Source organism: Pseudomonas sp. KCJK9058 (assembly GCF_046230975.1).
Taxonomy (GTDB): Bacteria; Pseudomonadota; Gammaproteobacteria; order Pseudomonadales; family Pseudomonadaceae; genus Aquipseudomonas; species Aquipseudomonas alloputida.
Genome location: NZ_JBJJLR010000048.1, coordinates 1 through 16317, shown reverse-complemented (window position 1 = coordinate 16317; position 16317 = coordinate 1). Strand labels below are relative to the sequence as shown.

Here is a 16317-nt window from a genome sequence, read left to right as displayed (position 1 = left end):
TCTACCTCAGTTTCAGGGTTGCAAGGCCAATCAGTACCAGGATCACGGTGATGATCCAGAATCGGACGATCACCCGGGGCTCTGGCCAGCCCTTGAGTTCAAAGTGGTGGTGGATCGGCGCCATGCGGAACACGCGCTTGCCGGTCAGCTTGAAGGAAGCGACCTGGATGACCACCGACAGGGTTTCCACCACGAAGATGCCGCCCATGATGAACAGCACGATTTCCTGGCGCACGATGACGGCGATGGTGCCCAGCGCGGCGCCCAGCGCCAGCGCGCCGACGTCACCCATGAACACTTGCGCCGGGTATGTGTTGAACCACAGGAAGCCCAAGCCGGCACCGATCAGCGCGCCGCAGAACACGATCAGCTCGCCCGAGCCCGGCACGTAGGGGATCAGCAGGTACTCGGCAAACTTCACGTTACCCGACAGGTAGCAGAAGATGCCCAGCGCGCCGCCGACCATCACCGTCGGCATGATTGCCAGGCCGTCAAGGCCATCGGTGAGGTTGACCGCGTTGCTCGAGCCGACAATGACGAAGTAGGTCAGTACGACGAAGCCGACGCCCAGTGGAATGGTGACATCCTTGATGAACGGCAGGATCAGCGTGGTCTCGACGCTGGTTGGCGCCGTCTTGTACAGGAACACTGCCGCCGCCAGGCCGAACACCGACTGCCAGAAGTACTTCCAGCGGCTCGGAAGGCCACGGGAGTTCTTTTCGATCACCTTGCGGTAGTCATCGACCCAGCCAATGGCACCGAACGCCAGGGTGACGATCAGCACAACCCAAACATAGCGGTTGCTCAGGTCGGCCCACAGCAAGGTGCTGACGGCGATGGCCGACAGGATCAGCGCACCACCCATGGTCGGGGTGCCGGACTTGGACAGGTGCGATTGCGGGCCGTCGTTACGCACGGCCTGGCCGATCTGGCGAATTTGCAGGGTACGGATCATCCAGGGGCCCAGCCACAGCGCCAGGGACAATGCGGTCAGTACGCCAAGAATCCCGCGCAGGGACAGGTACTGAAAGACCGCAAAGCCTTTGTGGAACTGTTGCAGATACTCGGCCAACAGCAGCAGCATTAATGTTTCTCCCCGCTGGCACCGCACAATGCCGCTACGACGTTTTCCATCGCAGCGCTGCGCGAGCCCTTGATCAAGATAGTGGTGTCACTGGCATTCTCGGCGCTAACCGCATCGATCAGCTCAGCTTGAGTAGCGAAATGGCGGCCATTGGCGCCGAACGCCTTGACCGCATGTGTCATGTTGGAACCCACTGCGTACAGGGCGTCGACCTTGCCACGCGCGTAGTCACCCACCTGACGGTGGCCTTCTTCCGCCCATTGCCCCAATTCGCCGATATCCCCAAGCACCAGAACGGTGCGTCCGGAAAAGCCGGCGAGTATATCAATGGCTGCGCACATAGAGGTGGGATTTGCGTTGTAACTGTCGTCGATTACCCGTACCCCGTTCGGCGCGATCTGCGCCACGGTACGCCCCTTGACCGGTTGCACCGCAGCCAGGCCGGCGGCGATGCCGCTCAGGCTCAGACCAACGGCATGTGCAGCGGCGGCGGCGGCCAAGGCATTGCTGACGTTGTGTTCACCCAGCACATTGAGTTGCACGGCTACCGTTTCACCGGCGCCATGCAGGGTGAAGGACGGGCAGCCACGGGCATCGCGACCAATGTCTGACGCGTGGAAATCGGCCTTCGGGTTGCTGCGTGCGAAACTGACAACCTTGTGCGCACCGGCACGCGCCTTCCAGATATCAAAGGCTTTGTCGTCCAGGTTGAGAATGGCAATACCGCCTTCGCCCAGGCCTTCGAGAATCTCGCCCTTGGCTTCGACGATCTTTTCCGGGCCGCCGAATTCACCAACGTGGGCAGTACCGGCATTGTTGATAATGACCACCTGCGGTTGCGTCAGGCCCACGGTGTAGCGGATTTCGCCAATGCGCGAGGCGCCCAGCTCGATCACTGCTGCGCTGTGCTCCGGTGCAATCTCCAGCAGTGTCAGCGGTGCACCGAGGTCATTGTTCAAGTTGCCGCGGGTAGCGTGCACCAGGCCACGGGTACGCAGGATGCTGGCGAGCATTTCCTTGACCGTGGTCTTGCCGCTGGAACCGGTAATGGCCACTACAGGCTTGTCGAAAGCCGCGCGGTTCAGGGCGCCGAGCTGACCCAGTGCTACCCGGCAATCCTTGACCAGCAGCTGCGGCAGGTCGACACCGGCCACTTCACGCTCGACCAGGGCAGCCACTGCGCCTTTGGCTTTCACATCCGCCAGGTAGTCATGGCCATCGAAACGCGGGCCGGCCAGGGCGACGAACAGCTGCCCGGCGCTGACACTGCGGCTATCGATGCTGACGCCGGTGAACGTGGCGTCGCCACCGATGTGTTGACCCTTCAGTGCTGTGGTCAGCTGGCTGAGTGACAACGGCTTAAGCATGTGGAGCCTCCCAGGCTGCAAGTGCCTTTTCGGCTTCGGTCAAATCGGAGAAATCATGGCGCTCGCCATTGATCTCCTGGTAATCCTCGTGCCCCTTGCCGGCCAGCACGATCACATCGTTGGCAGCGGCGGTGGCAATCAGGTGCGCAATGGCTTCGCCACGCCCGGCGACGAACTCGACGTCGTCAGGCCTGGTGAAACCGGGGCGAATGTCATCGAAGATGCGCGACGGATCTTCAGTACGCGGGTTGTCGTCGGTGACCAGTACGCGGTCGGCCAGGCGCTCGGCCACTTCGGCCATCAGCGGGCGCTTGCCGCGATCACGGTCACCGCCGCAGCCGAACAGGCACAACAGTTTGCCATGAGCGTGCGGGCGCAGGGCCTCGAGTACTTTTTCAAGTGCATCCGGCGTGTGCGCATAGTCGACCACCACCAGCGGCTTGTCGCCGCCACCCAGGCGCTGCATGCGGCCTACCGGCCCCTGCAGTTGCGGCGTGACCTTGAGGATCTCGTCCAGCGCATAGTCCAGCGCCAGCAGGGTCGCGACAGCGGCCAGCATGTTGCTCAGGTTGAAGCGACCCAGCAGTTGGCTGCGCAAGATACGCTCACCTTGGGCGGTGACGAGGGTGGCGCGCACGCCATCGTCACTGAATACGGCTTCGCGGCAGAACAGCGAGGCTTCAGGGTTTTCCAGGCTGTAGCTCAGCAGCCGGGTTTCGATATGGTCGACACTCGGGCGACGCGCAAAGTCGGCCGCCAGACGACGACCAAAGTCGTCATCCAGGTTGACCACCTGGCAACGCAGGCTCGGCCAGGCGAACAGCTTGGCCTTGGCGGCCTCATAGGCTTCCATGCTGCCGTGATAGTCGAGGTGGTCGCGGGACAGGTTGGTCATCACCGCGATGTCGAATTCCAGTGCGGCAACCCGGCCTTGCTCCAGGGCATGGGAAGACACTTCCATGGCCACGGCCTTGGCGCCGCCTTTCTTGAGGTCGTTGAGGGTCGATTGCACGGCAATCGGGTCGGGCGTGGTCAGACGGCCGCTCTGCAACTCGCCGTAGAAACCGGTCCCCAGGGTGCCAATCAGGCCGCAGCGCTGGCCAAGCAGGTCGAGTGCCTGGGCTACCAGTTGGGTCACGCTTGTCTTGCCGTTGGTACCGGTCACGCCGACCAGATTCAACTGGCGGCTCGGTTCACCGTAGAAGCGCCCGGCGATGTCTGACAGCTGAGCGATCAGGCCTTTGACCGGAATCAGCGGCGCATCGGTCAGCGGCAGCACGCTGGCACCCTGCTCTTCATAGGCCACGGCGGCAGCGCCACGGGCCAGGGCATCGGCGATATGCTCGCGGCCATCGACCTTGGCACCCGGCACCGCCAGGAACAAGTCACCCGGGCGCACATTACGGCTGTCCAGGGTCAGCTCACGAATCAATGGATCACGGCTGGCGTGGGCGAAAAGTTTGCTTAGTGGCATTGTCATCATCCACGCCCTCCCTTGGCGGCTGCTGCATTGACTTGCGATTGCACGGCGGGTGCAGGTGCAGGTGGCGGCAGGTTGTCTGGCGGCACGTTCATCAGGCGCAGGGTGCCGGACATGACCTTGCTGAATACAGGCGCCGATACCAGACCACCGAAGTAGCCGCCCTTGCCCGGCTCGTCGATGACCACAACGATGGCGTAGCGCGGGTCGCTCATTGGCCCGAAGCCGGCGAACAGCGAGCGGTAGGCGTTTTCGGTGTATCCCTTGGCACCCACGGTGGCCTTACGCGCGGTGCCGGACTTGCCGGCCACGTGATAGAACGGCACCTGGGCACGGAAGACGCCGCGCGGCGCTTCGATCACCTGCTGCAGCATGCCTTGAACAGTTTCGGCGACATCCTTCGGAATGGCCTGCACGGCTTCCGGCGCCTTGTCGACCTTGATGATCGACAGCGGCACCATCTTGCCGTCGTTGGCCAGCGCCGCGTAGGCATGCACCAGCTGCAGGGCAGTCACCGATACGCCGTAGCCATAGGACAGGGTTGCGGTCTCGGCCTTGCGCCACTCACGGTGGTTGGGCAGGTTGCCGACACGCTCACCCGGGAAGCCAAGACCGGTGTACTGGCCCAGGCCGACCTGGGACATGACCCGGTAGATGGCCTCGCCGCCGATGTCGAAGGCGATCTTGCTCATGCCAACGTTACTGGAGTTGATCAGGATGCCGGTCAAATCAAGAATCGGGCCCTCGCTGCGCGACACGTCCTTGATGGTGTAGCGACCGATCTGCAGGCTGCCAGGGTACACCTCGACCTTGTCGGTAGTCTTCCAGCGGCCGCTCTGCAACGCCGCACTCATGGAGATCGGCTTGACCGTGGAGCCAGGCTCGAACACGTCGATGATCGCCCGGTTGCGCATGGCCGCCGGGAACATGCTACGGCGGTTGTTGGGGTTGTAGGTCGGCTGGTTGACCATGGCCAGGACCTCACCGGTCTTGACGTCCATGATCACCAGGCTGCCGGCCTTGGCGTCCTGTTCGGCAATGGCATTGCGCAGCTCGCGGGTAGCCAGGTACTGCAGGCGCAGGTCTATCGACAACGCCAAGGTCTTCCCGGCCTTGGCGTTCTTGGTTACCTGAATGTCCTTGATCAGCCGGCCGCGCCGGTCCTTGATCACCTGGCGCTTGCCGGGCACACCGGCTAGCCACTCGTCATAGGCCAGCTCCACCCCTTCACGACCGTGGTCGTCGAGGTCGGTAAAGCCGACCATGTGTGCAGTCACATCGCCGGCCGGATAGAAGCGGCGGAATTCTTCCAGGCCGTACACACCAGGCACTTTAAGGTCGAGCACGTGCTGGCCCTGCTCGGGGGTCAGCCCCCGGACCAGGTAGATGAACTCTTTGTTGGCCTGCTGGGTCAGGCGCTCGATCAACTGCTGCGGGTTTTGCCCCAGCGCAGCGGCCAATTGCGGCCAGCGCTCCCTGGAGGCCTGCATCTCTTTGGGGTTGGCCCACAAGGTGGTGACCGGGGTACTCACGGCCAACGGCTCACCGTTGCGGTCGGTAATCAAGCCGCGGTGCGCCGGGATGGGGATGTGACGCAGGCTGCGTGCATCGCCCTGGCCCTTGAGGAAGTCACGGTCAACTACCTGGAGGTCGATGATGCGCCAGCAAATGGCGCCGACCATGATCGCCAGCAAGCCGATCACTACGCGGAAGCGCCACGGGTAGAGTGCACCTTCGAGCTTCATCATGGCGCCACCATCCGGACTTCGTCAGCTGATGGCACGCGCATCTTCAACTGCTCGGAGGCCAGGCTCTCGATGCGGCTGGCAGCAGTCCAGGTACTCTGCTCAAGAATCAGCCGGCCCCATTCGGCCTGAGCCTTGTCGCGCTCGTTCAATTCACCGTACAGGGTGTTGAGCAGTTGACGGTTCCAGTGCGCACTGTAGGACACGGCAATGGCCGAAACCAGCACGCCGACAAACAGCAGAAGCATCAGGAAGCTTCCGCCTGGCAAGGGTTTGGCAAGTAGCCTGCTCACCGCAGCTTCTCCGCCACGCGCATCACGGCGCTACGCGACCGCGGGTTGGCCTTGAGCTCAGCCTCGGAGGCGAACTGAGCCTTGCCGATGAGCTTGATTTTCGGCTCGAAGACCTTGTGCTGAACCGGCAGATTGCGCGGCAGATTGTCAGCCTCACCCTTGACCAGCTTGCGCATGAACAGTTTGACGATACGATCTTCCAGCGAGTGGAAACTGATGACCGCCAAGCGACCACCGACTTCGAGCGCATCGAGCGCAGCCTCAAGGCCAGCCTCCAGGTCGCCCAGCTCGTTGTTGACGTGAATGCGAAGGCCCTGGAAGGCACGGGTAGCCGGGTTCTTGCCCTTTTCCCATGCCGGGTTGGCCACTTTGAGCACCTCCGCCAGGTCGGCGGTACGGGTGAAGGGCTGTTTTTCACGGCGCTCGACCACGGCACGCGCCATGCGCCCGGCAAAGCGTTCTTCGCCGTACTCCTTGAAGACGCGGGCGATTTCTTCCACGGGCGCAGTGGCGATGAACTCGGCGGCACTGATGCCCTGGTCCGGGTTCATGCGCATGTCCAGCGGGCCATCATTGAGGAAGCTGAAGCCACGCTCTGGGTCATCCAGCTGCGGCGAGGACACGCCCAGGTCCAGCAACACACCACTGACCTTGCCGTGCAGGCCGCGCGCTGCAACTTCCGCACCCAGCTCGGCAAAACTGCGCTGCACAATGACAAAGCGGCCGTCTTCGGCCGCCAGCGCTTGCCCCGTGGCAATCGCCTGTGGATCTTTGTCGAAGCCCAAGAGCCGCCCTTGCGGCCCGAGCTTGCTGAGAATCAGACGGCTGTGTCCGCCACGGCCGAAAGTGCCGTCCAGATAGCAACCGTCGGCGCGCAGGGCCAATGCCTCGACAGCTTCGTCGAGCAGGACGGTAATGTGGTTGAAGCCGCTATCTATGGTCACAGGATCAGGTCACGCAATTCGTCGGGCATGGCGCCCGGTTGTTGAATAGCTGCAAGGTCAGCTGCCGAAACCGCGTTCCAGGCATCTTCATCCCACAGCTGGAATTTGTTCAGTTGCCCCACCAGCATCGCCTTCTTGTCGAGCTTGGCGTACTCACGCAGGCGAGGCGGCACCAGGAAACGCCCGCTGCCATCGAGCTCCAGGTCAACCGCATTACCGATCAGCAAACGCTGCAGGCGGCGGTTTTCCTCACGCAACGATGGCAAGGCACGCAACTTGGCTTCTATCTGTTCCCACTCATCGAGGGGATAAACACACAAGCAGGGGTCTACGGCGTCAATGGTCACGATCAGTTGACCATTGCAACGTGAGTCGAGCTCGTCACGGTACCGGCTCGGCATGGCGAGACGGCCCTTTGCATCGAGGCTGACGGCGTTGGCTCCGCGGAACACGGCTGTGATTCCCCACAATGTTAGCTTTTTTGTGTCAGAAAACCCACTTCATCCCACTTTCTGCCACTTGCGCACACTATAGGAATCCGCCCGCAGCACCGTCAAGGCACGTTCATAAGGAAAAGCCTTACAGGACCGAGATTTAGCGCAACAACGGAATGTGGAAGGACTACCAGAGAGAGAAAAACACGAGAAAAATCAAACCCACGCAAACGAATGGAGTTCGAAGTTAAAGTAATTTATTAAGAGTAAGATTTTTTCGGTATTACCAGAGAGGATCTGCTATCGATTCAAGCAGGGAAAGAAAGGTGGAGAGTCGATCTGTAAGCCGGGTTTTGTCGAGGACAGTCATTCCTCTACGACGGCCATCACTGGACGCCTCTAGCAACCTACCCGGTTCCGACGCGGGCCACGCCTGATGGAACCCTATTTGGTCTTGCTCCGAGTGGGGTTTACCTAGCCACGAACTGTTGCCAGCCGTGCGGTGCGCTCTTACCGCACCTTTTCACCCTTACCGGCACCGAAGTGCTTAGGCGGTTATTTTCTGTGGCACTTTCCGTAGGCTCACGCCTCCCAGGCGTTACCTGGCACTCTGCCCTATGGAGCCCGGACTTTCCTCCCCCTGCTGCTCACACAACAAAAAGTTGCGGAACAAAAACAGGCAGCGACTGTCCGATCGACTCTCCGCCGCCAAGGTTACCGGCACGCGCGCGCAAGAACAAGCGCCACCGACATTTATATCAAAATGCCACTACTCGGCTTTCTGCTTTTCCAGGGCAAGTTGATACAAGAGGTTCTTGCGCACCCCGGTAATTTCCGCTGCAAGCGCCGCCGCCCGCTTCAGTGGCAACTCAGCCAACAGCAGGTCGAGCACGCGCTGTGCTTCGGCACTGATGGCCTGCTCGCCCTCCGGCGCACTCCATCCGCCGACCAGCACCACGCACTCACCGCGCTGCTGATTGCTGTCGCCGGCTACGAACGCACGCAACTCAGCCAGCGGCAAACCCTTGAGGGTCTCGAAGGTCTTGGTCAGTTCGCGCGCCAGCAACGCCGGACGATCGCCACCAAATACCGCCTCCATGTCTTCAAGACACTCCAGGATGCGATGCGGGGCTTCATAGAAGATCAACGTGCGCGGTTCTTCCCTCACCTGCTCCAGGCGCGCCCGGCGCCCTGCCTGCTTGGCCGGCAGGAAGCCTTCGAAGATGAAGCGGTCCGATGGCAGGCCTGCCGCCGATAGCGCGGCGATCAAGGCACAGGCGCCCGGCACCGGCACCACGCTCACCCCCGCGGCCCGCGCCTGACGCACCAAGTGGTAGCCCGGGTCGGAAATCAGAGGCGTGCCGGCATCAGAGACGAGCGCCACATTTTCACCCGCCAGCAGCTTGGAGAGAAAACGCCCGCCCTCGTCACGCTCGTTGTGCTCATGACAAGCGGCCAACGGCGTATCAATGCCAAAGTGTTGCAGCAGACGGATCGAATGACGGGTGTCTTCGGCGGCGATCAGCGCCACGTCCGCCAGCACCTTCAGCGCCCGGGCGCTCATGTCGTCGAGGTTGCCGATGGGGGTTGCCACCACATACAGCGTCCCCACCGCGGATTTCGAAGCCCCTGCCACATCAGTCACTGCGCACACCTGTCATTCGGATCAAAGGCGCCATTGTAGCCCGAGCGCCTGCAACAGGGCGCAAAGAAACTCGCCGGCGATCAGGAACACGCCGCCTATAGTGAAGGATCGACACAGCAACATCGCGCCCCGGCCAGTGCTTGGGTACAATTGCCGGCCAACTTGATCGAGTAACAGGACCTTTACATGATCGCTTGCCTGCGGCTGCTCACAGCCCTCTGCCTCGCCGCCCTGCTGGCAGCCTGCGCCAGCTCGCCCTCATCCAGCCTGGGCGAACTGCCACGCACCCCGGATGCCAGCATCGAGCAACTGCTCGAAAAGGCCGCTTCCAGCAAGTCTGCCGAAGACGCCGCCCTGCTGCGCCTGAGCGCGGCCGACCTGGCCTACAAGCAGAAGGACTTCCCACGCGCCGCACGCATTCTCGAGCAGGTCCCGCTGGACACGCTCAAGCCGGCCCAGCAAGTGTTCGCCAGCACCCTCGCGGCGGAACTGGCCATGAGCCGCAACCAGCCCAAAGCAGCGCTGACCGTCCTGGCCCACCCGAGCCTGCAGCGCCTTGCCGAGCTGCCGACAGAACAGCAAGTGCGCACGTACAGCGTGCACGCCGCCGCGCTCGAAGCCGACGGCCAGGCCCTGGCTGCCGCACAGCAGCGCACTCTCCTGGCCCCGCTGCTTGGCGGCCAGGCCGCCAGCACCAACAATGACGCCATCTGGGCCTTGGTTGCATCGCTTCCGGCAGAGCAACTGCAGCAGCCAACCAACGATCAGACCCTGGCTGGCTGGACCAGCCTGGCCTTCGCCGTGAAAAGCGCTGGCACCCTGGAGCAGCAGCAAGCGGCCATCGAAGCCTGGGTCAAACAGCACCCGGACCACCCTGCCGCCCAGCAACTGCCGCTGGCCCTGACCAAACTCAAGGAACTGGCCAGCCAGCCGCTGACCAAGATCGCCCTGCTGCTGCCTCAGGAAGGCCCACTGGCCGGTGTAGCCCGCGCCCTGCGCGATGGCTTCATGGCCGCCCACTTCCAGGCCCAGCAAAGCGGCCAGCCAGCGCCTGCGGTGCAGGTGTTCGACAGCTCGCGTATCGGCTCGCTGGACGACTTCTATCGCCAGGCGCAAGCCGCCGGCGTGCAACTGGTCATCGGCCCGCTTGAAAAACCATTGGTCAAACAACTGGCCGCCAAACCACAGCTGCCGATCACCACGCTGGCCCTGAACTACGCCGACGCTGGCCAGAAGGCGCCGCCACAATTGTTCCAGTTCGGCCTGGCAGCCGAAGACGAAGCCCGTGAAGTGGCCCGCCGCGCCCGCGCCGATGGCATGGTCCGCGCCGTAGCCCTGGTGCCGAGCGGCGAATGGGGTGACCGTGTCCTGGCTGCCTTCCGCCAGGACTGGGAAGGCAATGGCGGAACCCTGCTCGCCGCCCAGCGCATCGCCCAACCGGTCGCCCTGGCCCAGCAGATTGCCGACCTGTTCCAGCTGCGCCAGAGCGAAGGCCGCGCCAAGAGCCTGCAAAGCACGGTGGGCGGCAGCATCGCTGCACAACCGTCGCGCCGCCAGGACATCGACTTCATCTTCCTCGCCTCGACCCCACAACAGGCGCAGCAGATCAAGCCGACCCTGAACTTCCAGTACGCCGGTGATGTGCCTGTCTATGCCACCTCGAACCTGTACAGCGCCAGCGGTGACATCAACCAGTACAATGACATGAACGGCATCCGCTTCTGCGAAACACCGTGGCTGCTCGACACCAGCAACAGCCTGCGTCAACAGGTTGTACAGCAGTGGCCGCAAGCCGCTGGCAGCCTCGGTCGCCTGTATGCCATGGGCGTTGACGCCTACAGCCTGGCGCCGCGCCTGGGCCAACTGAAAGCGCTACCGGACAACCGCGTCCTTGGCCTTTCGGGCAGCCTGAGCATCAATGCCAACCAGCGCGTCGAACGCCAGCTGCCTTGGGCCGAGTTTAGCGGCGGCCAGGTCAAGCGCCTGCCTGATACCGCGCGCTGATGGCCGCAGCATCGCCTACCCGTGCCGGGCAAGCGGCAGAAACCCAAGCCCTTGAGTACCTTCAGGGGCAAGGGCTGCAGTTGCTGGCGCGCAACTGGCGATGCAAAGGCGGCGAGCTTGATCTGGTCATGCTCGACGCCGATACAGTAGTATTCGTCGAAGTCCGCTACCGGTTGCACGCGGGCTTCGGAGGCGCCCTCGACAGTATCGACGGGCGCAAGCAGAAACGGTTGGTGCTTGCCGCCAGCCTGTTCCTGCAGAAGGAGGCCCACTGGGGCAACCACCCCTGCCGCTTCGACGTAGTCGCCCTGCAGGGTAGCCACCATGCAGGCAGACCGCTTCAATGGCTGAAAAACGCCTTCGAATGCTGAACCCACTTCGTTTTTTTTGCTCTATGTATCGCGGGCTGGTCGTTGTTGCGCGTAGCAAAGGCCACCGCCCCATTTAAGGTCACCAGATGGACATGCAATCCCGAATTCGCCGGCTGTTCGAGGCCAGCATCGAAACCAAGCAACAGGCAATGGACATCCTGGCACCGCACATCGAGCAGGCCAGCCTGGTCATGGTCAATGCGTTGCTCAACGAGGGCAAGATGCTCGCCTGCGGCAACGGCGGCTCGGCCGGCGATGCCCAGCACTTTTCATCGGAGCTGCTCAACCGCTTCGAGCGCGAGCGTCCCAGCCTGCCAGCCATCGCGCTGACCACCGATAGCTCGACCCTGACCTCGATCGCCAACGACTACAGCTACAACGAAGTCTTTTCCAAGCAGATCCGCGCCCTGGGCCAGCCCGGTGACGTTCTGCTGGCGATCTCCACCAGCGGCAATTCGGCCAACGTAATCCAGGCAATCCAGGCCGCACATGACCGTGAAATGATTGTCGTAGCATTGACGGGTCGCGATGGCGGCGGCATGGCTTCGCTGCTGCTGCCCGAAGACGTGGAAATCCGCGTGCCTTCGACAGTTACCGCGCGTATCCAGGAAGTCCACCTGCTGGCGATCCACTGCCTGTGCGATCTGATCGACAGCCAACTGTTCGGGAGTGAAGAATGACCCCTATGCGCCTCGGCCTGATGGCCCTGACCCTGTGCCTGAGCGTCACTGGTTGCAGCTCGGTACTCACCTCTACCCGCAATTCGCCGATTGAGGACGATCGCGGCACGCGCACCATCGGTAGCAAGATCGACGACTCGCTGATCGAGACCAAGGCTGCCGTGAACATTTCCAAAGCCAACCCAGACCTGGACAAGGGCTCGCACATCGTTGTCAGCAGCTACAACGGTATCGTCCTGCTGGCCGGGCAGACCCCACGCGCCGACCTCAAGAGCCTCGCGGAGCAAACGGCCAGCCAGGTCCAACGGGTCAAGAAAGTACACAACGAGCTGCAAGTGATGCAGCCCTCCTCCATTCTGGCGCGCAACAACGACGCCTGGCTGACCACCAAGATCAAGACCCAGATGCTGACCGACAACGCCGTGCCCAGCTCGCGCATCAAGGTGATTACCGAAAACGGCATCGTCTACCTGCTGGGTCTGGTCACCCGTCAAGAAGCCAACTCGGCCACCGCCGTGGTGCAGGGCGTGTCGGGCGTGCAGAAGATCGTCAAGCTGTTCGAGTACATCGATTGACTCAGTGATTGCCTGGACAGGCCAAACAAAAAAGGCGATCCATCTGGATCGCCTTTTTTGTTACTTGACCACTTTCAGGCTTGGCCGGCCAGTCGGACGCGGCGGCTGCCCTCCATCGTCTGGCGGGCCATCGCCATCCGGCTGCACATCATCGTCTTCCAGCTCGTCGCCATCCATCGAAGACGGCTCCAGCTCGAAGACCATACCCTGGCCATTTTCGCGGGCGTAGATACCCAGGATTGCACCAACCGGCACGAACAGCGAGTGAGCCACACCACTGAAGCGGCCCTCGAAGCTGACTGCGTCATTGTCCATGTGCAGGCTACGCACGGCACTTGGCGAGATATTCAAGACGATCTGGCCATCACTGGCGAAACCATCCGGCACCTGAACTTTCGGGAATTCGGCATTGACCAGCATATGGGGCGTGCAATCGTTGTCGACGATCCACTCGTACAGTGCTCGAACCAGATAGGGGCGACTGGAGTTCATCAACGGCTCCTTAAAGCTTGCGCATTTCACGTTCTACGGAGGACAGGCTCGCCTGAAAAGGCTCGCGGGCGAACTGGCGCTCCATGTAATCCAGCAGCGGCTTGGCTTGCCGCGGCAATTCGATACCCAACACAGGCAAACGCCAGAGTATGGGCAATAGACAGCAATCGACCAGGCTTTGCTCATCACTCATGAAGCAGGCGAACTCGCCAAACAACGGCGAGACCCCGGTCAGGCTTTCGCGCAAGGCCTTGCGCGCTTCGGTTCGGGCAGCTTCACTGCTACGCGGGTCAAGCACGGTATCGGCCAAGGCACACCAGTCGCGCTGGATGCGGTGCATCAGCAGACGGCTGTTGCCACGCGCAACCGGGTATACCGGCATCAGCGGCGGGTGCGGGTAACGCTCCTCGAGGTATTCCATCACCACGGTCGATTCATACAACGCCAGGTCACGATCGACCAAGGTCGGCACGCTGCCATAAGGGTTGACCTCGGCCAGCTTCGGCGGCAGGCGGGCGGGATCGACATCGATCAACTGCACGCTGACGCCCTTCTCGGCCAGAACCAGGCGCACCCGATGAGAATAGTGATCAGCGGGATCGGAATAGCAGGCTAACCTGTTGGTTGCGCCCATGTAGCGGCTCCTCGCACGGATGCTTGTGCAACTTTAAATGAAAACGCGCCCGGGGTGGCCTGGCAATACTGCTAGGCCACCCCGGGCGCGTTCAACAACCAGAAACTACTGCGTGATCAGTGCACGTCCTTCCAATATTCACGCTTGAGCAAGTAGGCGAATACGAAGAAGAAAGCCAGGTACAGCAACACATAGGTGCCGATGCGCTGGCTTTCCAGTTTGACTGGGTTGGCCGAATAGGCCAGGAAGGTCACAAGGTTCTTGACCTTCTCGTCGAACTGCTCGGTCGTCAGGGTACCGGAATTCGGCGTAATGGTCAGCTGATCGCAAGCTTCATGGGTCAACGGGCTGCCGGTCAACGGGTCGAATTGCTTCTTGCCCTCGACCACCGTCTGCACCTGCTTGCAACCCACCACCTGGTTACCTTGCAGACCCACCAGCACGTTAGGCATGCCGACGTTCGGGAACACCTTGTTGTTCACCCCGTAAGGGCGCGATGGGTCCTCATAGAAACTGCGCAGGTAGGTGTAAAGCCAATCGGTACCGCGCACGCGGGCGACCAGGGTCAGGTCGGGCGGCGCGGCACCGAACCAGGTCTTGGCGTCGCTGGGCTTCATGCCGATCTGCATGTGGTCACCGATCTTGGCACCTGTGAACACCAGCTTCTCGAGCATCAACTCATGCGGGATACCCAGGTCATCAGCCACCCGTTCGTAACGCTGGAACTTGGCACTGTGGCAACCCATGCAATAGTTGGCGAAGGTACGCGCGCCGTCCTGCATGGCGGCCTTGTCAGTCAGGTCGATATCGACCTTGTCCAGCTCCAGGCCATGTTCGGCAGCGAAGGAAAAGGCGGGCATCACTGCCAGCAAAAATACTGCAATCAACTTTTTCATCAGCCAGTCACCCTTTCCGGAACCGGTTTGGTCTTCTCGAGCCTTGTGTAGAACGGCATCAGCAGGAAGTAGGCGAAGTACAGCACCGTGCATACCTGCGACAGCAAAGTACGCCCAGGTGTCGGTGCCAGTACGCCCAGCACGCCGAGGATGACGAAGGACACGCAGAACACCAGCAGGAAGACCTTGCTGATCCAGCCCTTGTAACGCATGGAACGCACCGGACTGCGGTCGAGCCAAGGCAGTACGAACAGCACGGCAATGGCCGCCCCCATGGCAATGACGCCCATCAGTTTGTCAGGCACCGCACGCAGGATTGCGTAGAACGGTGTGAAGTACCACACCGGCGCGATGTGCTCTGGGGTCTTGAAGGCGTTGGCCTGCTCGAAGTTAGGTTTCTCCAGGAAATAACCGCCCATTTCAGGGAAGAAGAACACCACGGCGCAGAACACGAACAGGAACACCACCACGCCGACAATGTCTTTGACGGTGTAGTACGGGTGGAACGGGATACCATCCAGCGGAATACCGTTTTCGTCCTTTTTCTTCTTGATGTCGACGCCATCAGGGTTGTTCGAACCCACTTCGTGCAGGGCGAGGATGTGCAATACCACCAGGCCAAGAATCACGATTGGCAGGGCAACCACATGCAGGGCAAAGAAGCGGTTCAGGGTGATGCCCGAGATCAGGTAGTCACCACGGATCCACTGGGTAAGGTCATCACCGATCACCGGGATGGCACCGAACAGCGAGATGATCACCTGGGCGCCCCAGTACGACATCTGCCCCCATGGCAGCAGGTAGCCCATGAACGCTTCAGCCATCAGCGCCAGATAGATCAGCATGCCGAACAGCCAGACCAGCTCGCGTGGCTTCTGGTAGGAGCCATAGAGCAGGCCGCGGAACATGTGCAGGTAGACCACGATGAAGAACGCTGACGCCCCCGTGGAGTGCAGGTAGCGCAGGATCCAGCCGTATTCCACGTCGCGCATGATGTACTCGACCGAGGCGAACGCCTCTTCCGCCGAGGGCGTGAAGCTCATGGTCAGCCACACGCCGGTCACGATCTGGTTGACCAGCACCAGCAATGCCAGGGAGCCGAAGAAGTACAGGAAGTTGAAGTTCTTGGGTGCGTAATACTTGCTGAGGTGGTCTTCCCACATCTTGGTGGCGGGGAAGCGAGCGTCAATCCAGTCCATGAACTTGCTCATCATGCGTTCTCCTGGTCGACGCCAATGACGATGATCTCGTCCGACTCATAAGAGTGCGGTGGCACGGGCAGGTTGAGAGGCGCCGGCTGGGACTTGTAGACACGGCCAGCTAGGTCATAGTGAGAGCCGTGGCACGGGCAGAAGTAACCACCTACCCATTTCGGCCCAAGGTCGGCAGGCGCCACTTCTGGTCGGAAGGTGGGCGAGCAGCCCAGGTGCGTGCACAGGCCTACGAGAATAAGAATTTCCGGCTTGATCGAGCGAACCTCAGGGTCGACGTACGCTGGCTGTACCGAGGCCTTGGACTCAGGGTCGGACAGGTCACCCGTGATTTTTTTCAGATTGCCAAGGATTTCCTCCGTTCGCCGCACAATGAATACGGGCTGGCCACGCCACTCGGCCACCATCTGCTGCCCCGCCTCGACCTTGGCGATGTTGACCTTCACCGGTGCACCCGCGGCT

17 protein-coding genes and 1 other RNA gene are annotated in these 16317 nt (G+C 61.6%); 4 read left to right on the top strand and 14 right to left on the bottom strand.

Features of this window, described 5'->3' with window-relative positions; translation table 11 throughout:
• Position 1: 1 nt before the first annotated feature.
• The 9 genes from mraY to rsmI form a co-directional block, all read right to left on the bottom strand.
• Positions 2 to 1084, bottom strand: a complete 1083-nt coding sequence (gene mraY, locus ACK59Z_RS21255; protein WP_003251852.1) for a phospho-N-acetylmuramoyl-pentapeptide-transferase — start codon at positions 1082 to 1084, stop codon at positions 2 to 4.
• A complete protein-coding gene (murF, locus tag ACK59Z_RS21250; RefSeq protein ID WP_108190982.1) occupies positions 1084 to 2451 on the bottom strand; it encodes a UDP-N-acetylmuramoyl-tripeptide--D-alanyl-D-alanine ligase in 1368 nt (455 codons plus the stop codon). The genes mraY and murF overlap by 1 nt, the downstream gene beginning before the upstream one ends.
• Positions 2444 to 3931 (bottom strand): UDP-N-acetylmuramoyl-L-alanyl-D-glutamate--2,6-diaminopimelate ligase, encoded by a 1488-nt coding sequence (locus ACK59Z_RS21245; protein WP_041167361.1) that lies wholly within the window; start codon positions 3929 to 3931, stop codon positions 2444 to 2446. The genes murF and ACK59Z_RS21245 overlap by 8 nt, the downstream gene beginning before the upstream one ends.
• Positions 3931 to 5676: a penicillin-binding protein 2 gene (locus ACK59Z_RS21240; protein WP_167398619.1), complete on the bottom strand. Its 1746-nt coding sequence runs from the start codon at positions 5674 to 5676 to the stop codon at positions 3931 to 3933. Before ACK59Z_RS21240 ends, ACK59Z_RS21245 begins: the two co-directional genes overlap by 1 nt.
• Complete coding sequence (gene ftsL / locus ACK59Z_RS21235; RefSeq protein ID WP_003251845.1) at positions 5676 to 5969, bottom strand: cell division protein FtsL; 294 nt, start codon at positions 5967 to 5969, stop codon at positions 5676 to 5678. The genes ACK59Z_RS21240 and ftsL overlap by 1 nt, the downstream gene beginning before the upstream one ends.
• On the bottom strand, positions 5966 to 6913 hold the full coding sequence (gene rsmH / locus ACK59Z_RS21230; RefSeq protein WP_003251843.1) for a 16S rRNA (cytosine(1402)-N(4))-methyltransferase RsmH: 948 nt from the start codon (positions 6911 to 6913) through the stop codon (positions 5966 to 5968). The genes ftsL and rsmH overlap by 4 nt, the downstream gene beginning before the upstream one ends.
• Positions 6910 to 7365 (bottom strand): division/cell wall cluster transcriptional repressor MraZ, encoded by a 456-nt coding sequence (gene mraZ, locus ACK59Z_RS21225; protein ID WP_004575120.1) that lies wholly within the window; start codon positions 7363 to 7365, stop codon positions 6910 to 6912. The genes rsmH and mraZ overlap by 4 nt, the downstream gene beginning before the upstream one ends.
• A gap of 308 nt (positions 7366 to 7673) precedes the next feature.
• Positions 7674 to 8049: RNase P RNA component class A (rnpB, locus tag ACK59Z_RS21220), an RNA gene on the bottom strand.
• 67 nt (positions 8050 to 8116) lie between these two features.
• Positions 8117 to 8992: a 16S rRNA (cytidine(1402)-2'-O)-methyltransferase gene (gene rsmI, locus ACK59Z_RS21215; RefSeq protein WP_003251840.1), complete on the bottom strand. Its 876-nt coding sequence runs from the start codon at positions 8990 to 8992 to the stop codon at positions 8117 to 8119.
• 186 nt (positions 8993 to 9178) lie between these two features.
• On the opposite strand from rsmI, the gene ACK59Z_RS21210 reads away from it, so the two are divergent.
• The 4 genes from ACK59Z_RS21210 to ACK59Z_RS21195 all read left to right on the top strand — a co-directional run bounded on the left by ACK59Z_RS21210 (position 9179) and on the right by ACK59Z_RS21195 (position 12622).
• Positions 9179 to 10996 carry a penicillin-binding protein activator gene (locus ACK59Z_RS21210; protein WP_409293641.1) on the top strand — a complete coding sequence of 606 codons (1818 nt, stop codon included), beginning with the start codon at positions 9179 to 9181 and terminating at the stop codon, positions 10994 to 10996.
• Positions 10996 to 11367 carry a YraN family protein gene (locus ACK59Z_RS21205; RefSeq protein WP_012053656.1) on the top strand — a complete coding sequence of 124 codons (372 nt, stop codon included), beginning with the start codon at positions 10996 to 10998 and terminating at the stop codon, positions 11365 to 11367. Before ACK59Z_RS21210 ends, ACK59Z_RS21205 begins: the two co-directional genes overlap by 1 nt.
• Before the next feature lie 86 nt (positions 11368 to 11453).
• Positions 11454 to 12047 (top strand): phosphoheptose isomerase, encoded by a 594-nt coding sequence (locus tag ACK59Z_RS21200; RefSeq protein ID WP_012053657.1) that lies wholly within the window; start codon positions 11454 to 11456, stop codon positions 12045 to 12047.
• Entirely contained in the window at positions 12044 to 12622 is a 579-nt protein-coding gene (locus ACK59Z_RS21195) for a BON domain-containing protein (protein ID WP_003251832.1), read from the top strand. Before ACK59Z_RS21200 ends, ACK59Z_RS21195 begins: the two co-directional genes overlap by 4 nt.
• A gap of 60 nt (positions 12623 to 12682) precedes the next feature.
• Here ACK59Z_RS21195 and ACK59Z_RS21190 read toward each other — a convergent pair whose 3' ends face one another.
• From ACK59Z_RS21190 to petA, 5 genes are all read right to left on the bottom strand, one after another.
• On the bottom strand, positions 12683 to 13114 hold the full coding sequence (locus ACK59Z_RS21190) for a ClpXP protease specificity-enhancing factor (RefSeq protein ID WP_108190985.1): 432 nt from the start codon (positions 13112 to 13114) through the stop codon (positions 12683 to 12685).
• A gap of 10 nt (positions 13115 to 13124) precedes the next feature.
• Positions 13125 to 13748 (bottom strand): glutathione S-transferase N-terminal domain-containing protein, encoded by a 624-nt coding sequence (locus tag ACK59Z_RS21185; protein WP_003251828.1) that lies wholly within the window; start codon positions 13746 to 13748, stop codon positions 13125 to 13127.
• Positions 13749 to 13864: 116 nt separating this feature from the next.
• Positions 13865 to 14644, bottom strand: coding sequence for a cytochrome c1 (locus tag ACK59Z_RS21180; RefSeq protein ID WP_108190986.1), 780 nt, complete (start codon positions 14642 to 14644; stop codon positions 13865 to 13867).
• Complete coding sequence (locus ACK59Z_RS21175) at positions 14644 to 15855, bottom strand: cytochrome bc complex cytochrome b subunit (RefSeq protein ID WP_010952438.1); 1212 nt, start codon at positions 15853 to 15855, stop codon at positions 14644 to 14646. Before ACK59Z_RS21175 ends, ACK59Z_RS21180 begins: the two co-directional genes overlap by 1 nt.
• A partial coding sequence (gene petA, locus ACK59Z_RS21170) for a ubiquinol-cytochrome c reductase iron-sulfur subunit (RefSeq protein ID WP_409293640.1) occupies positions 15855 to 16317 on the bottom strand: 463 nt, incomplete at its 5' end. The genes ACK59Z_RS21175 and petA, both read right to left, overlap by 1 nt.